Genomic DNA, 19,428 nt, shown 5'->3' on the forward strand with positions numbered 1-19,428 from the left:
GCATAAAGTATTTAATTCAAATGGATTTATTCAAAGTGGGATAGTTGAAAATTTAGACGATGGAGACCCTGAAATTATATATTTTAAATCAAAATAGTTATTTTGATTATCAGATTCTTAATTAGTATAGGCTTTTACCATTGTAAAATTAATTTGCTTTTAGCGGCCGGTATGTTTGCTGGGAATGCGGAAAAATCTATAATGAGATGGGTAACTGAAAGGCTGTATACCTTTGGAACCACAGTGTAAAACAGATGTTCCTCTCTTTCCATCTATCGAAATTATTGATAGATGCACACAATGTCCATCAACAGACAAAAACTCCGCCTGTTTTATTTTTAGGCAGAGTTTATGAAGCTGGAGAGATTAGCCCAGCAAGCTCCATTACGTATCACAAGTATTAGTATAAATGGGTAATTGCAAGTATTCATATAAGCATGTAAATCCCGAAGCTGCGTACTTTTAATATGAATATTAACTAAGTAGAATGTATGAAATTCAATAAAGCCAGAATAACGATCAATAATCCGGCTATTTTATTCACATACTCCATATATGGAGTAATTTTTGTTCTAAGAATGCTGACAGCAAAGCTTAAAATGATCCACCAGGAGATGGCACCCAAAAAAACGCCGCTGATCAAAAGGGTGCTTGTCTGCACGGGACTTGAATTTTGTTCAAAGCCAAGTCCTGCAAACATTCCTGCAAAATTCAGGATGGTAACAGGATTCGTAATCATTAATAAGAGCGTTGAAGCATACATACGGAACAAACTGCTGCCATCCAAGTCAGCTGCCTTGTTAGTTGATTTTTTTAAAAATGTTTTTATGCCTAAGTATAGCAAAAAAAGACTTCCAATGATTTTAAGGTATAATTGCTTTTCAACTAAAAAGAATGAAATGGCAGAAAAACCGAAAGCAGCGATGCCAGCATAAATAATATTGGCTGTGGCGGCACCTAATCCTGTCAGGAACCCTGCAGATCTCCCTTTTAAGAGAACCCTTTGAATGCATAATAAACCTATCGGCCCTATTGGAGCTGATACAGAAAATCCTAAAATAAAACTTTTGAGCAGCAGCATATAAAATATTCCCTTTCATTACTCGGTTCTGAACTCATTATTTTAAATAAAGCCGATTTGGCTTGCACATCTTCCCATTTAAATCTCATCAAATTAGAATCGAAGGCAGACTGCAAGTTGTACTTCTCTTTTTAAAGAATACCGATATAATAACTTGATTTTATTGATTCTTCAAGTCCTATTATTAATTTGGGTGGCATGCTTCAAGGATATTCGCTTACTAAATGGATTAAAAATTAAGTTGACTCTTTCTAAAAGCATAAAACGGCAGCGGTGCCGCTGCCGTTTTACTGTCCAGATAAATTCTTGGTGGGCATTTAATGTGCATCATTATAAAAAATCTTGCCTTTAGCTTCGCAAGAATCCGCCTTCAGAGTTCAAGATCTGCCCTGTGATCCACTGGGCTTCTTCACTTGCAAGAAATGCAGCTAAACGCGCCGCATCCTCAGGTTTTCCCATGCGTCCAGAAAGAAACTTAGGCAGAAGCTGCTCCTTTATTTCTCCTGTCATCCAGCCAGTATCCGTCGGCCCTGGATTGATAGCATTCACAGTAATGCCTAAAGGCGCAAGTTCTGCAGACAAAGAAACCGTAAAGGCTGAAATTGCTCCTTTAGTTGCTGCATAAGCCAGTTCATTAACCATAGGCCCTAAAGCCTGTCCCGAAGTCATATTTATAATCCTGCCAGAAGCATTTTTCATATCCTTTAATCTGCGGGCAAATTCTGTACATAGCAAAAAGGTTGACCTCATATTTACAGCATATGTATCATCCAAGATTTTTGCGTTTAATTCCTTATAACTGTCTCTTACAGAATGGGCCGCATTGTTTATTAGAATTTGGGGGAAATTCATCACAGCAGACACCCTATCCATAATATGGGCAGCAGCATCAGGATGAGACAAGTCTATTTCCGCATGATTACAGCGTACACCATAATTCTTTATTTCTTTTTGAAAGCTTTCTGGCCAGTCTATGTCTGCAGACCAATGAGTGAAAAAAATATCCGCGCCTTCTTTAGCAAACCTCCTGCAAATCTCTGCCCCTATTCCTTTATCATGGCTCACACCTGTAATGATAGCTGTTTTGTCATTAAGATAATAAATAGAAAAATCCCCTTTCATAGGAAAATTATTCTATTTTTCATCATACTATCTATGACATATTTTTTAAATAGAAATTGATCTGTTATTTTGAATCTTTCCCGTATTGTTCAACATATAGATCGCCCTTCGATCCTGCCACCGCATAGGAAATATCAGATACAGAAAGGTTTTTCTTTTTCAATTCAGCCATAAGCCACTCTTCGCTGAATCTGCTCATCGTAAGATTTCCCGGGAGCAACACACCATCCATGATTAATTCAATAGGACCACTTCTAAGCACTCCATCCAAATCCTGCCTTGACAGCGGCTGGAACTGAGACTTTTTTTTAACGGACAATGTTCCATTTACCTCAAGTATTGCGCAATCTGCTTCCTCCACATCGAATATATCTTTTCCGCGCAGATCCTGCATGAGAGTTTCCAATGAGTAATCAATCTTTTTCATCGTGTTTTCATGCAGCTTTCCATCCTTTATTAAAACTGAAGGCTCACCAGCAATCCATTTTCGATACTTGAAGTTCCTGGCGGCAAGGATATTCAATATATAAACAATGGCCCCCATTAAAATAAGAGCGATAATAAAATACAAAAATTTAATTTTTATATTAAAAGCAAGATTTCCTCCAATCGTACCCATTGTAATCGATGCCACATATAAATGATTCGACCTGTGGGCGATTGCCTGTTTGCCGATCAGAGAGATAAAAATCCAAAGCAGAAGAAAGGATGTAAAGGTCCTGATTATTATTTCCATTGATCCCTGCACCCCTATTTCTCCTTTACGAAAAACGAATTGATAGCGAGAGATAGTATGCTTCTATTGAAAGATTTTATTCTGCCAAACACACTAAGCAAACCTGCTTTCCAAATAAACATGCCAGCAAATATTATTTTGCTGGCTTCAGGTGAGTGTTCTTTTACATTTGAATTCGGCCATTGGATAGCCCTTTAAATCAATAAAATACTCCGGATGTCTTCCTCTGTAAGTGCCGCATTTTTTTTATTTTCTTCAGAATCAATAATATCTTCAATAAGATGCTTTTTTTTCTCCTGAAGTTCATTCATTTTTTCTTCAATAGTACCGCGGGCCACGAGCTTAATTACCTGGACAATGTTTTTTTGGCCAATACGGTGCGCCCGGTCTGCAGCCTGCATCTCTACTGCCGGGTTCCACCAGTTATCATATAAAATGACAGTATCCGCTCCGGTAAGATTGAGTCCTGTCCCCCCAGCTTTCAGGGAAATCAGGAAAAAGTCACGTTCTCCAGAGTTAAACCTGCTGCAGATGTCCAATCTCTCATCCGGGCGTGTGTGGCCGTCTAGATAGAAAAAAGGATAGCCTTTACCTGAAAATTCCTTTCCTATCAGCTCCAGCATTTTCGTGAATTGGGAAAAAATCAGCACTCTTCTGCCTGTGAGTCTGGATTCTTCTATAATCTGAAGCAGCTGGTTGAATTTAGCAGAGCTTCCTTCATACCCATCCACAAATAATGCAGGGTGGCAGCAAATTTGGCGCAGCCTTGTCAAGCCTGCCAGGATTTTTATCCGATTTTTTCGAAGTGTATCTTTATCAAGATGCTTTAATGTATCATGCCGAAGCTTAGCCAGATAGGCAGCATATAGCTTTCTTTGTTCCGGAAGCAGGTCTGCTGTTTCTATAAGCTCCATTTTTCCGGGCAGCTCTTCGAGGATATCCTTTTTGAGCCTTCTGAGCATAAATGGGCGGATTCTCCTCGCAATCGTTTTTCTAGTAAGATTACTATACTCTTTTAAACCCAGGAATAATTCCGGAAATACAACATGAAAAATGGACCACAGCTCCTCACTTGCATTTTCCACAGGCGTCCCAGTCAGTGCAAAACGGTGATCTGCCTGGATTTTTTTTACTGCCCTGGCGGTTTGGGTAGCAGGATTTTTAAAGGCCTGCGCCTCATCAAAAAATACGGTATGAAAGCTTTGCTTCTCAAACCACTGGATATCTCTTCTGAGAAGAGGATATGAGGTAATAATTACATCCAGTTCACTTATATTGTTTTGAAGCTGGATTCTTTCCGCTTGGCTGCCATCTGATACTGCAGCTTGAATGTCGGGAGCAAATTTCATCATTTCACTGAGCCAGTTATATGTTAACGATGAAGGACAGACAACAAGTGCCCGCTGCTTCTTTTTTCGGATTACAGGGAGCTCTGACACGAGATAGGATATGCTCTGAAGTGTTTTGCCGAGTCCCATATCATCTGCTAAAACCCCGCCAAAACCGTATCCTGCCAATGCTTTCATCCATTTGTAGCCATGTACCTGGTAATCCCGGAGAATGGGCTTAAGACTCTGTGGGATCTTAGCATCGAGCAAAGCGGGATTGCTGATTTTTTCAAGAAATTGCCGAAACGACTCTTCAAGCAAAAAAATATTGCTTTCTCCAGAAGCGTCAAGAAAAGCCAGGCTTTTTACAATGGGCATCTCCCATGAGCTTCCGAGATCCTGCCTCTGTTTTGGAGCAGCATTCAAAAACCTGTTTATTTCTTCTATTTCCCTTGTTTCCAGGGAGAATAGTGACCCATTTCTCATTCTGTAATATTTTCTTTTTTCTTCTAAGGCGAATAAAAGGTCGCGTATTTCTTTTTCAGGAATTCCATCCATTTCAAATGTAAACTCCAGCCAATCTGTCCGTTCTTTCTTTATCCTCACACTGATTTGAGGTCTTGATGTCCCCTTGAAAATACGGTTTCTGACTGCCGTTGTCGCATAGATCTGCACAAGCTTTTGAAGTTTTGGCACTGTATGATATAAAAACTCATATTCCAGCTCTTCGTTTTGCATAAAATAGCCGCCATCTGTTTTGGCAAACGAACTGTTCTCCATTACTTCCAAAATGGATTCTTCTTTTTCTATATCTCTAGCAAGGAGGGAACCCGGTGATTCCATGCTTTCTAAAGGATTAATCACTATCCCGCCATAATGGAACTCAAGCCCGGCAAGCAGGCGATTCTTCACCCGATCCAAATATAGCTTTGCAATCAGCGGCGTTTTCATAACCTGTGATGTAATGGCCTTTGAAATTTGGACCTGACCTAATTTTTTTAAGCCGGGAACTACTTTCTCAAGAAAAAAACCTGCCTGACTGCCTGAAATCGGAATGACATGGTGTCTGGATTTCTTTTGCATTTGCTGTAATTCACGGAGACGTTTGAAGTCCTCATCTGTCAGCTGAAACAATTTCCCTTCACAAAAAACAGAATGATAGTCATCCAAAATTTGGACTTTCTGCATGCCATTTATCTTGAGCTGATAATCATTTCCCGCGCTTTCTGCAAAGGCAAATTGCAAAGGAAGTAATTCTTTAGTTATGACAAGTCGATTATAGACATTCAGTTGATCTTCGAATTTGACCGAAGAAAAATTCGCCAGCACGGGAGCAAGCAGTTTCCATGCTGATGGAGGAATCAGCAATACTTCCTCACTGCTTGAATGAATAGGTCGATCTGAAGGAGAATTGCTGTATACTACCTTATCGGAAATCACTTGAACCAAGTGCTGTAATACAGTGTCTGCCTCTTCCGAAAAGCAATGAAGGGAAGGATTATATATGAAAGAATATGATGAGTAATCCCTTTCTCGCCTTTTTATATCTTCCAAAAAACCATAGATATGATCGATTTTTTTTGAATTCAGTTTCATTTCTATACCAATTGCAATCTTTTTATCTACATCGAGGAGTTTGCATATAAATTCCGTATGGATCACTTGCCTGGTTTCAAAGTGCAGCTGGTGCCTGGTTTGTGGTATTGGTTTTTCGCTGAATAAATCAAGCCAGCCGTTTTCTCCTTCTTCACTCCCAGCTAATCCAGCATGCTTTGGATTTGAAAGTGTAGAAAGGGAATGTTTATGTTCAAATATCGCCAGCAAAACAGCGGCAACATGCTGACACTTCCTTTGAAAGGAAACAAGCGAGGGACAAGTACAGGATGTGCGGAAACCTCCACTGTCCTCTCTTTGGACAATTACCCTGAACTCTTCTTTGCCAGTCACCGTTGCTTCACAGCGATCGGTATTGATTGTTTCAAATCTAACTTTTTTTGCTGTGTAAAAAGCCTCACCTCGTTTGAAGGAGACTGTTCCGCATAATTCTTTGATGATTTTCTTTGTTATTTTTATATTCAAGAGATTTGCTCCTTCCGGTGAGTTTCTGTAACAAAAACCTAAATTAATGATACAATACCTGTTTTAAGATAGAGAAATGAAAAAACAACCAAATGCTTATTAACTAGACAATTCTTGCCGTTTATATCCTGAACAATTGTAACACAAATAATGATGGCAGATAATACGGCAGCACCCCCAGATTTCCTTGTTTTCAGCAAGTTATTCTGGGGGTGCTAGAGAACAGTATTTTTTTATTATCAATATTTGTTAGAAAGTAACCTTGCTTCATGGTTTTTCTTTAAAATTGTCACCGGTTCACCTTTTGATAAACTATCATAATATTCTTTAGGGACGGAAATCTTGTATCCCGAGGAAAGCAAAATTTCGTAATTTGTTTTTTCCACAACATTCATGCCCATTTCTTCTGTTACAATTTTTTTTGTTTTTTTATCTACATAGTCTTTTTCTATAGACCCTGACAGTTCATTTTCTGCAAATCCTGAATATGAAAAGAAAAGGAAAAATCCCGCTGCAAGGTATAGGAAATACACAATACATTTATTCACTTGTTAATCACCAGCCAGTCATGAAACGGAGTCATGCCACAGAAATGCATTTTACCTTTAACATGCACCATACACGCTATTTTCATACAATGGCTGAACATATCACAAGGGAAAACGAATACTTTTTTCCTTTGCTTCCACATTCTCATGGTGCCTCTAAAGTATAGATATATACTTAGTGGCTCTTTTGCGGATTCGTTCACTCGTCAAACTGGCTTTGTATCATATAATATTCTGCAAAGACACTCTAAGATTAGAATAAAAATAAAAATAAAAGCAAAACAAAATTTTAATTTTTCACAATTGTTTGTCAGGCGTGGTTTTGAAAGCCTCTTCTTATTTTCAAATATTAGCTGAGGGTAAAATAATAAAGAACTTACTATTTTACATTATTTCTTCGAAGTACCCTATTTTCAGCTGCCATTTTTGATTTTTCCTGCTCTGGTTTTGTATATAAAGCAACAGTATTTGTTGAAGTATATCCAAGTTGCGTCATCAGGAGGTGAATATCACCCGATTGCTCCATTAAGTCTGTCCCATAAGTATGTCTTAATTTATGAGGAGACATAGCTTTATTGGTGTTAAATGCTTGTGTATACTTTTTGAAAAGTGCTTCAATAGCCCTGTTAGATAGGGGATTAGCCGCATTATTAATCCTTGTAAGGAATACAATCTAATTCTTCAGAAGAGCCATTATAACGACTTACACGGATATTTAAAAAGTTCTTTACATCTTGCATGGAAGGAGGTGCAACAGCTACTACATCATGTTTGCCGCCTTTACGCAATACATGAATCTGATTTCCTTCAAAATCCAGGTCGCGCAGACGAAGATTTGAAAGTTCATTGACACGAATCCCGCTGCCTAAAAATAGCGATAAAACAGCTAAATCTCTTTCTTTGTCTCTTTTAAAGTATATAATTTTCCTGGAATTCTCAGGTATCTCGTTCACATAATCATTTTTAACGAAATCAAGGAACCGGGCATCATCATCGTTATGAAAAATTTTTTCAGATATTTTGGATGCCCTGGCGCTTAACGTTTCTTTAAGCTTGTTTACTTCTATTTTCAGCATCACATTTCTATAAAAATAAGGTTCACCCTCATCATTTTCTGTTTGGATAGTCAGGTACTTATAGAGAGAACGAAGGGCTGAGATTTTACGATTAATTGATACTTTTTCTGCCTTTTTTGTTTCCTTTTTGTTAATGGGAATGTTTCTCCGCTCAAGGAATTCAATGAATGAACGGGCTTCTACCAATTTTAAATTCTCTAAAACAGAGAGAGGAATTTCACGAATGGTGGAGACTGTTGTAATTCCTTCGGCTATTAGCCATTCTAAAAACAATTTATAATCTAGTACATAATTCAAAAGGGTCGAGGGGGATCTCGTATCTAATTTATTATCCACGTATTCTGTTATATAGAATGGCATGGATTTGACTAATTTCTCTAACTTATGTTCATGCACTTGGTGTTGCCTAGTGTTGGCCATAATAACACTCCTGATTGTCGAACAATGTCAATTATACGTAAAATTAATAGTTGTTTACATAATTATATTATGTTTTATTAACCTGTTAGCGTAGCAGCTAAAATATAGCCAGGGAAGGGTCTGCAATTATTAATTTTTCACAGGAACCTTCACATACTCATACTTTTCTGGATACTGAAGTTCCAGTTTCTCAATCGCAGCTTCAGCCTCATCTTTAGTTTCAAAAACCTCATCTAGCTTGATTGTTTCTTTATTTGTATGTAAGTCATAAACTCGGATTTTGTATTTTCATAAAACCCCTTTTTCAGAATTTTAGGATCCGCTTTGTATAGTCAGTAAAATCTCCGAGGTGATTTTCAACAATTTGCTGCAGTATGTCTATATTAGGGGTCTGTCTGATAGTCATGAACGGCTATGTTCCTAAAACCCACTTCGACTTGGCTATGTATATTGTGGCTGAACAGAGATTGGGATTGCCTCAAACCAGCAGAGATGCGTTTGATATGCTTCACGCTGCCTTAATTATTGATGAACATACAGTCAAACGCCTTAAAGCTATGGATGCTTCACAGGTTCTCTGTATATTGAGTATGATGGAGTCTTGTTTAGTGAAGTCTTTTAGGCTGCCAGCATCGTTTCCATAAACTTCTTGAATGCGTTTCATGCAGCGCTCAATCACACTAATCTTATTTAAAATCACATCATTTTTCATATATAGTCCCGCCCTTCATCAATATTTTAATGATACCTTGGCGTTCTTTGTTCAACTTTGCATACAGTCTGAGGGCTGTCATTTGGAGTTTTTTAAGAAAAGTGTCATTCGCTGAATATATAATAGTACCGGTAGTATATATCTGGGCTTGAAAAACTGTGGATACCGTGCGGATATTGACCAAATCGACCTCAATCTTCAGGGTATCCGCTAATTCTTGTGCTATCTGAAAAACTTATATAGTAAGATTTTGATTTTCACTGTAGAAAGCAACATCGATATCACTGTCTTTATGTTTATTGTTTTTTGCATAGGAACCAAGATTCTTTGTATCGCTGAATAACAAGTCTAAATGAATTTTTTTCTAACTTGCTATAAGGCTTTTTATGACTAGGTATCATAGCAATTAATTTTATTCACTCTTCACTCTATAGTTCACTATAAGTGTACTTATAGTGAACAAATCAAAAAAATTAAGAGTGTAAAAAATCAGTTTTGAGACTCTTAACTTTTATATATTTTTGCTGTCAATAAATAAACGGCTTGAAGGAGATGCAAGAAGTGGTGGAAACCCAGCTCGGCTCCATAACCATAATGGAGTATGTACATCAATTGGTGCTAAGCCACTTCCAGCAAGTGCCATTTCCCAAGCAGTAGCAACCACTTGTCTATCATCTGCTCCGCCATTTAAAACTTCCTCTGCACATAAACCTAATTTAACCGAAGCTTTTAAAATGTGTGTATCTGGTGCAATTGTGATTAATTCACGAGATTTCCAAGAAACATTTGTATAACTTTCCAAAACATATAGCCAATAATTAAAAATTTTCGGTCCAGAGAGATAAGGAAAATCTGATTTTCTTGTTCCTTGCATCATTGCCTTTAGATGAGCGATATCAGATTGAACAAACTCAATCAATCCTTGCACATCTCCTTTTTCCGAAGATTCCACAAGGCCTTTGGCTACACGTTGCCAAATTTCAGGATGGCGGTTTGGTTGCAATCCTACACGATGAAGGAGTAATGCTTCTCGAAGTCGCTCTGTATTGCTATTAGCTGCAAGAGTCGGATCAAAAATCCATTTGATATTTGAATCCTGATACGCTTTTACTACAGATTCCCATAACGTGTATGAATTTCTTTGATAATTTAACGCCATTGGCAATGTTAATACATTCATCAATTCTTCTTCTGTAACAACACCAATCAAAACATCTTCAGGCATTATTTCTCCGCCTAAAAGTCCATTTTGGTGCATTTGTACTAAAGTATTTACACTTTTTAAAAAGGTAGCATTATTCCTCACTTTGTATCCCCCAAAAAACTATGATATCTTAATTAATTCTCTAATGTATGACAGACTCCTTTATACACTAATCTGCAAACCATACTTCTTACTGTAGAATCGCACCCCGTTTAATCCATAAGAAAAAGAGCTGCCAAAGCAACCCTTTTATGAAGTAAAGCACCCTATAGGTTAAGTAGATTCTTTTACGATCTTTTCTGCAAGTTAAAATTTTGATACCTATGATTACTGGTACAAAAAAGGGATCGTCAATTGACATTCCCTATTTTTGATCAAGCACTTATTTGTTCAATAAAACCTTACCCTTAAATCCATTCTTCTTCATGTTCACGAATGAATTGAAGTTCCTTTTGGTAGTGTTCAAGATGCCCTTCATCCACCATCTTTTGAAAAGCAACATCACCTTCATTGGCTTTTCTTGTCATTAGTTTACATAATCCTTCTAATCTTAGTAAAACCATTTTTAACCAGTACTCATTAACTTCCTCACCGTAAGACCTAAAAAACAATTTAATTCTTTGTTTTACTTGGTTAGCATTTAGTACAGAAAATTTACTCAAGGGGACACAAGTGTAAAGAGTATAGGCAATGTCCCAAAGTCTTGGACCAGGCCCAGCAACATCAAAATCAATAATACCTACTGGTCTCTTATTTTTAAAAATGATGTTGTATATTGCAAAATCATTATGGCATATAACCTCAAACGGTTGCGGGGTGTTATCTATCGATTGCCAGCTATCATCAAATGAAAAATCACTTATTGAATCATGGTATAGACGGAGCATTTTTGCTATTTCTGTTAAAACATCATCCGACCACATGTATTGTTTTAAAGGATAATTACCAGTTTCTCCTTCAATATACGATAATATTTCTCTATTTTTTTCATCGATACCTAAAAACTTCGGTGCATATTCAAAACCTTTACTTTCCAAATGCTGCAATAACTTATGAATTTTAGCACTATCAGGTTTTAATTCTCGCCGAACAGTATCTCCCGAACGAAATACGCTTGAAACATTCCCTCCTGTTAGCATCTCTTCGTTTTCGTACTGACTTTTCATTAAAATCCCCCTAACATTGTCTATATCATTGATTCAGGTTCGTATTTAAATATCGCTCTGGACCTGTTTTAGCCTCGAATAAATCCTCCTTCTGAATGTATTATCTGACCAGTTATCCAATTTGCTTCATCACTACCAAGAAAGGCAATAGTACGTGCGACATCTTCTGGTAACCCAATACGACCCATAGGGAATTTCTGCAAAAGGTACTCCCTAATTTATCATTCATCCAAGTTGAATCGGTTGGTCCAGGGTTTACAGCATTAACCGTAATTCCAATTGGTGCAAGTTCTTGAGATAATGACCTAGTAAAAGCTGAAATAGCCCCCTTAGTTGCAACATAAGCTAGATTACCGGGCATAGGTCCTATTTCTTGCCCTGATGTCATATTTATTATTCTTCCTCCATCTAAATCAAATTTTTTGAAACGGCGAGCAAATTCTGAACAGAGAAGGAAAGTGGACCTCATATTAACTGAATAATGTTGATCAAGTGTTCTTGCATCTAACTCTAAATAATTACTTTTTATTGAATGGGCTGCATTATTGACCAAGATTGAAGGGAATCCTAGTTTCGTTTGCATTGTATCAAGTATATTGAATGCAGCATTTTCATTTGATAGATCAATTTTTAGGTTTTCACAAAGGACTCCTGTGTTTGTAATCTCTTGTTGGAATTTTTCTATCCAACTAGTATCAGAATTCCAATGCGTAAAGAAAATATTAATTCCTGAGAAGCTAACTTACGGCAAATTGCTGTACCTATATCTCTTTGGTGACTTGCTCCTGTAATTAGAGCATTTTTATTTTGAAAATGAGTCATTATATTTCCTCCTAATTATTGGGGAGTACTGCGATAAGGGGTATAAGAGATGTTTTTTTCTATAAAACAAAAGCAGATCCACAAAGGATCTGATTAGCTAATGGATTTTTATAACTCCACACCACGCATCCCCTAGAATGATTTAAACCAATAATTAGACATACTACCCCCATGCAAAAACTATGGAGAAAGCTCTATTTATTGTTATTAATTATTCATTACAGGGTTTGCCACATGTTGATTCTTAATTCCCCTCTCACAACATCTCTATAACTAATCATAATTGTATTAATGGAAATATCCAACAATTGTTGTTCTGAAATATTTGAATTTTTAATCTGTTACCATTCTATTTTGCGCAAATACCCTGCCCGTTAAATGAAACACCAAAAGGGTGCCTTAGGAGCCAATTGATTTTAAACTAACCACCCGTTCAAAAATTATTTAGAGAATGTATCAGCCACTAAGTTACTAAATTCTCTTAAATAATAGAGATAATTTTTTCCATCAATTCCTTCATAGTTATATCTTTTGTTATACATCTTTGCAACAACAACATTATATTCAGGAATTACTAATAAAGTTGGACCTGTTACACCTATTATTTGAAAAGCACCTTTTGGTACTCGGTCTCCAATCTCACTTTTTAATGATGGAGTTCCTTGGACATACCAAAACGCACCATTCAATGGTGTTTCTTCACTTTTGTATTCAGGGCTTTGAACTTGTGTTGCAATTTCTATTACTTCTTTTGGAACAATTTGTACTCCATTTATATTTCCTCTTCTTAAATGAAGATTCCCCCAAGATGCAAATTCCCGAGCAGATACATAAAGGTTAGACTCAGTTCCATCATTTGAATTCCCCAGTATAGATGTCGCCTCTTCGTTAGGATTTACAATGACTTTAACTAATTTCTCATTTTTTTTTGTTTGCCAATCCGTTTCCTTATAACCTAAAGGTGAAAAGACTCTTTTATGTAACAATTCAGGAAAATTTTGGTTGTATAATCGTTTAATAAGTTGTGTCATCATTAACACATTAATCCCTCTGTACGCCCATCCTTGACCTGGATCGAACTCTCTATAAACCGTTCCATTCTCATCCTCATTTAAACCATGAGAATGAGTAATTAAATTTCTAATGGTCGTTTCGCCAAGTAGTTCTTTATCGAATTCTTCAAAGTAATTTACTGCATAATCATCAAGACTTTTAATTTTACCTTCATAGATTGCATATGCAACAGCTAACCCTAAATAACTTTTTCTCGCTGATGCAACATTAAACTGTGAGAATTGAGTAATAGGCGATGAACATTCTGTATTGGAGTGGCTTCCGCTGTAATGTTCTAATACCATTTCATCATTCTTAAGTATAAGCAAAGCCGCTGCAGAGCTGTGATTTTGCTCCTTTATATCTTCAACCCATGTAATTAATTTTTGATATCTATTATCCAACATTTTGTTCTCCTTTCTTTCGAGTTCTTTTATTAGATTCAGCAAAAAGAAGACTAATTCTTCTTCAAATTGCCCTGTTAGTGCCATAAGAAAAAGTCAGCTTAAGCGACCTCCCTTATTGAAGTAAAGCACCCGTTTGTTTAATAAGATTTCATGATAGTTATTGAAAGTTGTCTATACCACTTAATATTCTAATGCTTTATTAACTGATTCAATTGCATGTATTTCTGCTGTATCGAATAAAGGAACTTCTGAATAGTCTGTTTGACTAATAATCCAATTTCCGTACATCCTAATATGATTCCTTCAGCACCATTTGCAACTAAGTCTTTGATAACTTCTTTGTAATAATCCCTTGATGATTGCTTGATGTTACCTAAACACCACTCATCATATATATCCTTGTTAATCATTTCTCTTTCAGTATCATTTGGAACTAAAACTCTAATTCCGTTAGATACTATTCTGGAATTATAAAAATCTTGCTCCATAGTGTACTTAGTGCCTATTAGTCCCACCGTTGTAATATTTGATTTTTTATTTGATTGGCAGTTGCATCAGCCATGTGTAAAATAGGAATTGTTATCTTTACTTCTATATAATCAATTATTTTATGCATCGTATTTGTACAAATTACTATTAATTCTGCACCTGCATTTTCTAAAGATGATGCAACTTCTCCTAATGTTTTACCTGCTCTTTCCCAGTCACCTTCCGATTAAAAGCGTTCAATCTCGGCAATATCAACGCTATATAAAAGACATTTTGCAGAATGTAATCCACCCAATCTGTTTTTTACTCTTCATTTATGATTCGATAATATTCAACCGAAGACTCCCAACTCATTCCACCAATTAGACCTATAGTTTTCATAAAGTTCCTCCATATCCACATTGTAATATAACCAATTATACAATATTTTTTAATTATCAAACTATTTCATTAAGCTAAACATGCACGTTTGTACAACAACAAAAAAGGATTGCTGCAGCAATCCTTCTTGAACTCAAGCACCCTATAGTTTATGTACAATATTTCACAAACGGTAACAAAAATCTTTAGATAAGCCCTTTTGCAAACCCTATACTTTTTTCTACATAACCTCTATTTTTGTAAAACTTATGTGCCTTAACTCTCTCTGGTCGGTTTCCACTGTTTAGTCCAATACCAGTAGCTCCAATTTTTCTTGACCAATTCTCTGCTTCCGCAATCAGTTTTTTTCCTATCCCCTTACTATGATAACTTGAATTTACAACAAGGGCTACTATGCGAACATAACAACCGTCCATTTCGTAGTAGTATCCCTTTAAAAGTCCAATCATCCCAACTACTTTTCCATCAAAAGTAGCTAATAAGGTCTTATAATCTGGATTTAATTCAATATTTTTGAAACGGGTTTCCATATTTTCAATGGTAGTAGGATAACCAAGTTGTTCCATCAGAAAAGTTAATTCATTGATATCATTTAAAGTTGCATCTCTGATTTCCACATTTATATCTCCTTTATTCAGTTCCACTTTCCATTCACTCATACAAAAAATTCTCCTTTTTTTCACCAGTTAAATTTAGCTCTACAATACATAAGTTATTCCATCTTAAATTAAACTAGCCAGTTTTCAATAATCGAACCGATATTTGGAGGCAAGTTCTTTTTTTAAAGATGCATATTCTATTTCACTTAAAGGACTAACAAAGTTAGATATTTCATCTAGATCTTGTACACCTACAATAATGTCAATTATTGGTTTGGCTTCTAACCCCTTTATCGAAGTACTTCCAATATGTTCAATTCCAAAAGCCTTATCACCTAAAACTTTAAGAATTCTTTTTTGTTCATATTCAAATTGTTTTCCCCATTTTGGATCATAATCACTAAGATTAACGATTGGTTTCGGCATATGCCTGTTCCACCTTAAAAAATAATATATCTTATAATTCTATATAGCTAACCGAAAACCTTCTTTAACAAAACTACCTTTAGTAAAACAACAAAAAAGCTGCCTTAACCGCCTAACGCACCCGTTAGCTTATGTTCTTTCCTTCACAATCTGCTATAGCAAAGATATTTAAAGATTTTTATGCGGCAATCTTTGGGCTTCTTTTTGGAGTCTTTTTTATTTTCACCAGTGTAATAAAAAAATATATGAAGCAGGGCAGCTGTTCTAAACAGAAAATAAAAGCTGCAGATAGAATGATCTGCAGCCGGTTTGACTATTTTTAAAACACCCTATTTTGTTTTAAATCTGCATCGCAGAATCCGATGCTTTCCTTTCGGTTGTTTCAACTAATAAATCCAGACAATGAATTAATAATCGAATGTCTTTCAAGATTTCATGTTTTACTGAGGCGTTGGCGCAAGCTGCATAATCATGAAGTAAGAGACGGAGTTCATTTAAGAAAATCTCTAGTTCATTTCTCATCGAATAAATCCTTTCTAATGCAGTATATGAGAAATATGCGTTACCTCAGCTTTCGGAAAAACAAAAAAACCGAAAGAAGAGGAGTCCCTGATCTTCCGGCTTATGATTGGCACAGTGCTTTGTCCAATTCATTACTGCCGTTTTATTCTTCAGGCTTTAAAATCAACGTAATCACGCTATTGTCAAGATCAAAATCCCAATCTACAAAAGTATCAATAACCTTTGACTGCAGAATTAAAGGAAAGTGAATGTTATTTTGGAGCATTTCTCCCTCAAGATGTCTTTTTGCAACACGAAGGGTTTCATTAAATCCAAGTGAAATCAACTGCTGCTCGATCGGTACCAGGATTCCTTCCCTGAAGACAATTAAGGCCCGCGGGCTTATTAGATAAGAGGATACAAATCGCGGCGCCTTTTCCGCTTGCTCGCTGATATGTATGATTTCTTCGTGTATGCGATCCTTGGCTTTATAATCATATTGCGAAAGGAGATCATCAGGAGAGGTATTCTTACAAACTCCTACAAAAATGCCCGATTGTTTTTCCAGATTCCAATCATAATAGATATGCTGTACTTCCATATCGGTAATTCCCTGAATTTGCCCCCTGATTTCAGGATCAATGGTTTTCATTAAAAATTCTCTGGTTGTTTTAACAGTCAATTCCTGATTCTGGTCAAGCAGGACCTGTTCCATGGGTGAAATAAATCCTCGCACATAAACCAAGACATAAGGAATAGAAATAATCACATTTATGCTTTGCGGTCCTTTTCCGAAATTGTCCCGCAATAGCTTCCCTAAATTATTGGCAAGTTTGGTCTGCTGCACTTTATAATCCATATCTTCACCCTCTTGAGAGAAAGAAGCAACATTTCTTCTTTCCCAGCTAAATTTTAACATTTTCTATATAAGTTGAAAAGGTTCTTCGCTTCTATTTTTAGAATCTTTCGAAAAACAAACCCAGTTGGCACATTTTTTAATTGGATGTGAGAGCTGGTCACCTTTCAAACAGATATATGTTTGTATATGATAGCAGGATCTTACTGAATAAATTCCCTGGTTCTATCATTAGAAAACGTATTTCAAGGTCTTTTTTTTTTGTACAGTTATTTTTATCAACAGGGAAGCTGATAGGAATATATTTTTTATTTCTAATAATAGAAGGAGTTAAGAAGGAAATTGTAGAATGTATGAGTAAATGGGAACATCATTATTCCGGGAAATTTCTACTGAATTTTTATTTTAAGAGAACTAGACAAAAAAGCTATGTTCTTAAAGGATGGCGCCAATGATAAGCAGAAGCGGAGAAAAAGAACTGGGGAGCTATATCGGCCGGCTGCTCAGGGAGAACTTCGGAAAAGGGCCCGGAACAGTTTATGCTACTATCGCCAAACCTTATATAACCATATATATCAAGGACTTTTTAACTCCGGTTGAAAGCAGGCTTTTGAATAGAGATCAAGATACATACGTTCAAAAAATCAGGGATATGCTGATGGAAACGTTGACAGTAGATATTATGGCTTATATTTCTGAACATTTTGGGATGAAGTTAAAGAAGTTTTATTATGATTGGAACCTTTCCACTCAATCGGGTATGTTTATCGGAATAGGTGAAGAAAATACACTGAACGATACCGGCTATTCCTATACAGATCAAGATTCGGTTCACTCTGAAATATCGAAAGTGAGCATTGAAGCGGAAAGGTCACCAGAAAAGGTATCTTCCTTCCTGATCAATCCCAGAACCCTGCTTATCATAAGAGATAAAATTTTAGTCAGCATCGAAAAAGAATTAATCTCTCTTAATTTCCAGGAAACATTAATCATAGCTAAAAGAAATTTGGAAAAAAGACTGCTTTTAAAGCATAAACCTGCGTTTGAGAACTATCTTAATGCAAAGATAGAAAATGCATTCGTTGCATGGGATTTTGAATTAGACCAAAGCAGTACAATCTTTATCTTGAAACCGAATAACTTAAGGCAGTAATGAACTAGGCGACAGAACTAGGCATAAGCCAAAAGAAGGGCAAGCATCTTCTTTTTGGCTTTTTTTTATTGGCAGATCTCAATAAGCTTTCCAGGGAGGAAATTATGAAAAAAGAGAAAATGGAATGCGGATCAATAGTTTATGCTTTTTGCGTTTTGTTTTTGGGGATAGGATAGCGTATGAATAAAAAAATTACAGTAGAAATCAATGATGAAAGAGACATCGTACTTGCGAGAAAAACGGGAAGAGAGCTTTCAGCGTCATATCATTATAATGCAGTCGATCAAGCCAGGATTGTTACTGCCATTTCCGAACTGGCAAGAAATATATATCGCTACGCAGGAACAGGCTTATTTACCTTTGAAGAGGTGATAAGAAATTCAAAGTTCGGCCTTAAGATAACAGCGATTGATAAAGGTCCAGGAATCAGGGATATCCGAGAGGCCATGCAAACAGGATTTTCAACCTCTGGAGGGCTGGGGGCAGGCCTTGGAGGGGTAAAAAAATTGATGGATGAATTCCAAATCGAATCCGAGTCCAATGGCACAATTATAACCACAATTAAATGGGTTAACGGATAAAGGCCTTGATTCTTTTACACAAAGAATCAAAGCACGATATTGTTTTAGATAATGGCCCAATATCGTGACATAGAAGAAACAGAAATATTCGTTTCAGAAATAACATGCGTTCCCTTTTTAATAAGAGAACAAAGGCTGCTTCCTGTAAAAAAACAGCCTTTGACTGAGAGATCCCGGTTCGTTTCATGCAGTGCTCAATCACGCTAATCTAATTTAAAATCACATCATTTTTCATATATAGTCCCGTTTTCATCAATATTTTTAATGATCCCTTGGCGTTCTTCATTCAACTTTGCATACATGCTGAGGGCTGTCATTTGGAGGTTCTTAAGCAAAGTGTCATTCGCTGAATATATAATGGGACCGGTAGTATATATCTGGGCTTGAAAAACTGTGGATGCCGTGCGGATATTGGCCAAATCGACCTCAATCTTCAGGATATCCGCTAATTCTTGTGCCATCAATGTTACAAATGTTATCAGAGGATTTATTAAAGTATATCTCCATTAGGAGGGGAACATATCAACCAACTTCAGTGGGAGGATTGATTCGATCTAAAAAAAGTTACCAACTGGATTCCATGCAGTTTTTAAACCAATAATAGTTCTAAAATTTCCTTTACGTTTAAATCCTCGTTTTGCTGGTATGGTGCCCCCATCCGATCTTCGGCTAAGGCACCCTTACTTAA

At 36.4% G+C, this 19,428-nt stretch carries 18 protein-coding genes and 4 pseudogenes; 3 read left to right on the plus strand and 19 right to left on the minus strand.

Going from position 1 to position 19,428, the window contains the following annotated elements; genetic code table 11:
* Nucleotides 1-97 (plus strand): annotated as a pseudogene (locus BIV59_RS24335) (GNAT family N-acetyltransferase); the annotation flags it as partial.
* Nucleotides 98-478: 381 nt separating this feature from the next.
* On the opposite strand, the gene BIV59_RS17375 reads toward BIV59_RS24335, so the two are convergent.
* The 18 genes and pseudogenes from BIV59_RS17375 to BIV59_RS17455 form a co-directional block, all read right to left on the minus strand.
* Nucleotides 479-1,081: a LysE family translocator gene (locus tag BIV59_RS17375; RefSeq protein ID WP_071352721.1), complete on the minus strand. Its 603-nt coding sequence runs from the start codon at nucleotides 1,079-1,081 to the stop codon at nucleotides 479-481.
* 348 nt (nucleotides 1,082-1,429) lie between these two features.
* Nucleotides 1,430-2,185 (minus strand): SDR family oxidoreductase, encoded by a 756-nt coding sequence (locus BIV59_RS17380; protein WP_071352761.1) that lies wholly within the window; start codon nucleotides 2,183-2,185, stop codon nucleotides 1,430-1,432.
* A gap of 82 nt (nucleotides 2,186-2,267) precedes the next feature.
* A complete protein-coding gene (locus BIV59_RS17385; RefSeq protein WP_139194407.1) occupies nucleotides 2,268-2,939 on the minus strand; it encodes a DUF421 domain-containing protein in 672 nt (223 codons plus the stop codon).
* Nucleotides 2,940-3,133: 194 nt separating this feature from the next.
* Nucleotides 3,134-6,346: a DEAD/DEAH box helicase gene (locus tag BIV59_RS17390; protein ID WP_071352723.1), complete on the minus strand. Its 3,213-nt coding sequence runs from the start codon at nucleotides 6,344-6,346 to the stop codon at nucleotides 3,134-3,136.
* Between the two features lie 239 nt (nucleotides 6,347-6,585).
* Complete coding sequence (locus tag BIV59_RS17395) at nucleotides 6,586-6,894, minus strand: hypothetical protein (RefSeq protein WP_071352724.1); 309 nt, start codon at nucleotides 6,892-6,894, stop codon at nucleotides 6,586-6,588.
* Between the two features lie 379 nt (nucleotides 6,895-7,273).
* The gene (locus tag BIV59_RS24510) at nucleotides 7,274-7,567 is read right to left on the minus strand and encodes a tyrosine-type recombinase/integrase (RefSeq protein ID WP_481747449.1); all 294 of its coding nucleotides are present in this window, start codon (nucleotides 7,565-7,567) and stop codon (nucleotides 7,274-7,276) included.
* Nucleotides 7,545-8,390, minus strand: a complete 846-nt coding sequence (gene xerS, locus BIV59_RS17400; RefSeq protein ID WP_481747448.1) for a tyrosine recombinase XerS — start codon at nucleotides 8,388-8,390, stop codon at nucleotides 7,545-7,547. The genes BIV59_RS24510 and xerS overlap by 23 nt, the downstream gene beginning before the upstream one ends.
* A gap of 304 nt (nucleotides 8,391-8,694) precedes the next feature.
* Nucleotides 8,695-9,102 (minus strand): annotated as a pseudogene (gene hepT / locus BIV59_RS24515) (type VII toxin-antitoxin system HepT family RNase toxin).
* Nucleotides 9,092-9,328, minus strand: coding sequence for a nucleotidyltransferase domain-containing protein (locus tag BIV59_RS24520; protein WP_170846188.1), 237 nt, complete (start codon nucleotides 9,326-9,328; stop codon nucleotides 9,092-9,094). The pseudogene hepT and the gene BIV59_RS24520 overlap by 11 nt, the downstream one beginning before the upstream one ends.
* Before the next feature lie 9 nt (nucleotides 9,329-9,337).
* The gene (locus BIV59_RS24525; RefSeq protein ID WP_170846187.1) at nucleotides 9,338-9,448 is read right to left on the minus strand and encodes a nucleotidyltransferase domain-containing protein; all 111 of its coding nucleotides are present in this window, start codon (nucleotides 9,446-9,448) and stop codon (nucleotides 9,338-9,340) included.
* A gap of 165 nt (nucleotides 9,449-9,613) precedes the next feature.
* Nucleotides 9,614-10,408 carry a hypothetical protein gene (locus BIV59_RS17415; protein WP_240501939.1) on the minus strand — a complete coding sequence of 265 codons (795 nt, stop codon included), beginning with the start codon at nucleotides 10,406-10,408 and terminating at the stop codon, nucleotides 9,614-9,616.
* 305 nt (nucleotides 10,409-10,713) lie between these two features.
* Nucleotides 10,714-11,472, minus strand: a complete 759-nt coding sequence (locus BIV59_RS17420; RefSeq protein ID WP_071352727.1) for a phosphotransferase — start codon at nucleotides 11,470-11,472, stop codon at nucleotides 10,714-10,716.
* A gap of 68 nt (nucleotides 11,473-11,540) precedes the next feature.
* Nucleotides 11,541-12,294, minus strand: a pseudogene (locus BIV59_RS17425) (SDR family oxidoreductase).
* Nucleotides 12,295-12,734: 440 nt separating this feature from the next.
* On the minus strand, nucleotides 12,735-13,754 hold the full coding sequence (locus tag BIV59_RS17430; RefSeq protein ID WP_071352763.1) for a serine hydrolase domain-containing protein: 1,020 nt from the start codon (nucleotides 13,752-13,754) through the stop codon (nucleotides 12,735-12,737).
* Nucleotides 13,755-13,934: 180 nt separating this feature from the next.
* A pseudogene (locus BIV59_RS17435) lies at nucleotides 13,935-14,624 on the minus strand (aspartate/glutamate racemase family protein).
* Between the two features lie 185 nt (nucleotides 14,625-14,809).
* Nucleotides 14,810-15,283, minus strand: a complete 474-nt coding sequence (locus BIV59_RS17440; RefSeq protein WP_240501940.1) for a GNAT family N-acetyltransferase — start codon at nucleotides 15,281-15,283, stop codon at nucleotides 14,810-14,812.
* 84 nt (nucleotides 15,284-15,367) lie between these two features.
* A complete protein-coding gene (locus BIV59_RS17445) occupies nucleotides 15,368-15,649 on the minus strand; it encodes a GrpB family protein (RefSeq protein ID WP_071352728.1) in 282 nt (93 codons plus the stop codon).
* A 664-nt stretch (nucleotides 15,650-16,313) separates the two neighbouring features.
* Nucleotides 16,314-17,009, minus strand: a complete 696-nt coding sequence (locus BIV59_RS17455; protein ID WP_071352730.1) for a Na-translocating system protein MpsC family protein — start codon at nucleotides 17,007-17,009, stop codon at nucleotides 16,314-16,316.
* Nucleotides 17,010-17,457: 448 nt separating this feature from the next.
* Here BIV59_RS17455 and BIV59_RS17465 point away from each other — a divergent pair, with 448 nt between their 5' ends.
* Together BIV59_RS17465 and BIV59_RS17470 are read left to right on the plus strand one after the other, a co-directional pair.
* Nucleotides 17,458-18,159, plus strand: a complete 702-nt coding sequence (locus tag BIV59_RS17465) for a Na-translocating system protein MpsC family protein (RefSeq protein ID WP_071352732.1) — start codon at nucleotides 17,458-17,460, stop codon at nucleotides 18,157-18,159.
* Between the two features lie 179 nt (nucleotides 18,160-18,338).
* A complete protein-coding gene (locus BIV59_RS17470) occupies nucleotides 18,339-18,740 on the plus strand; it encodes an anti-sigma regulatory factor (RefSeq protein ID WP_071352733.1) in 402 nt (133 codons plus the stop codon).
* Nucleotides 18,741-18,964: 224 nt separating this feature from the next.
* Here BIV59_RS17470 and BIV59_RS17475 read toward each other — a convergent pair whose 3' ends face one another.
* Nucleotides 18,965-19,201 (minus strand): nucleotidyltransferase domain-containing protein, encoded by a 237-nt coding sequence (locus tag BIV59_RS17475; RefSeq protein ID WP_071352734.1) that lies wholly within the window; start codon nucleotides 19,199-19,201, stop codon nucleotides 18,965-18,967.
* Between the last annotated feature and the right edge of the window lie 227 nt (nucleotides 19,202-19,428).

The sequence above is a fragment of the Bacillus sp. MUM 13 genome (assembly GCF_001866725.1).
Lineage (GTDB): Bacteria > Bacillota > Bacilli > Bacillales > DSM-1321 > Peribacillus.

Bases quoted from the DNA above. Each gene is read 5' to 3' on its own strand.
- BIV59_RS17375 (WP_071352721.1), bottom strand. From the start codon at position 1,081: ATGCTGCTGCTCAAAAGTTTTATTTTAGGATTTTCTGTATCAGCTCCA.
- BIV59_RS17385 (WP_139194407.1), bottom strand. From the start codon at position 2,939: ATGGAAATAATAATCAGGACCTTTACATCCTTTCTTCTGCTTTGGATT.
- xerS (WP_481747448.1), bottom strand. From the start codon at position 8,390: ATGGCCAACACTAGGCAACACCAAGTGCATGAACATAAGTTAGAGAAA.
- BIV59_RS17420 (WP_071352727.1), bottom strand. From the start codon at position 11,472: ATGAAAAGTCAGTACGAAAACGAAGAGATGCTAACAGGAGGGAATGTT.
- BIV59_RS17430 (WP_071352763.1), bottom strand. From the start codon at position 13,754: ATGTTGGATAATAGATATCAAAAATTAATTACATGGGTTGAAGATATA.
- BIV59_RS17440 (WP_240501940.1), bottom strand. From the start codon at position 15,283: ATGAGTGAATGGAAAGTGGAACTGAATAAAGGAGATATAAATGTGGAA.
- BIV59_RS17445 (WP_071352728.1), bottom strand. From the start codon at position 15,649: ATGCCGAAACCAATCGTTAATCTTAGTGATTATGATCCAAAATGGGGA.
- BIV59_RS17455 (WP_071352730.1), bottom strand. From the start codon at position 17,009: ATGGATTATAAAGTGCAGCAGACCAAACTTGCCAATAATTTAGGGAAG.
- BIV59_RS17465 (WP_071352732.1), top strand. From the start codon at position 17,458: ATGATAAGCAGAAGCGGAGAAAAAGAACTGGGGAGCTATATCGGCCGG.
- BIV59_RS17470 (WP_071352733.1), top strand. From the start codon at position 18,339: ATGAATAAAAAAATTACAGTAGAAATCAATGATGAAAGAGACATCGTA.
- BIV59_RS17475 (WP_071352734.1), bottom strand. From the start codon at position 19,201: ATGGCACAAGAATTAGCGGATATCCTGAAGATTGAGGTCGATTTGGCC.